1 pseudogene is annotated in these 394 nt (G+C 52.8%); it reads left to right on the forward strand.

The features are described 5' to 3' along the window. Nucleotides 1-324: 324 nt before the first annotated feature. Nucleotides 325-394, forward strand: a pseudogene (locus tag GYA94_RS28840) (cbb3-type cytochrome c oxidase subunit I); the annotation flags it as partial.

Genomic DNA, 394 nt, shown 5'->3' on the forward strand with positions numbered 1-394 from the left:
ACTCCCTCCCTTGCACCCCCTCCGAACAGAACTAAGCTTGTTGCCACAGTGGGCATCCTACGAAAGCACCGGCGCAGACGCCGCGCCTGGCTAGTGGTCGCCCCAAAAAAAGCTTGACCGATCGATCAGAAAAAGGTGAAAAACGGTACACATTACAAATATTTATTTGTGTACAATCCACCTGACCCGAGCGCTGCGGGACATCAGTGAACGGGCCCGGACACGGGTCGGCGTACCAAAGTTGCGTTGCGGTAACCCGGAGGGTTATCAATACTGGCGCCGATTTTTCAACCAACAAGAACATCAAAACCGTGGAACCTTAGAATGAGCACAGCAATCAGTCCGACTGCTTATAACTATAAGGTCGTCCGCCAGTTCGCCATCATGACGGTGG

It is taken from the genome of Pseudomonas juntendi (genome assembly GCF_009932375.1).
Lineage (GTDB): Bacteria > Pseudomonadota > Gammaproteobacteria > Pseudomonadales > Pseudomonadaceae > Aquipseudomonas > Aquipseudomonas juntendi.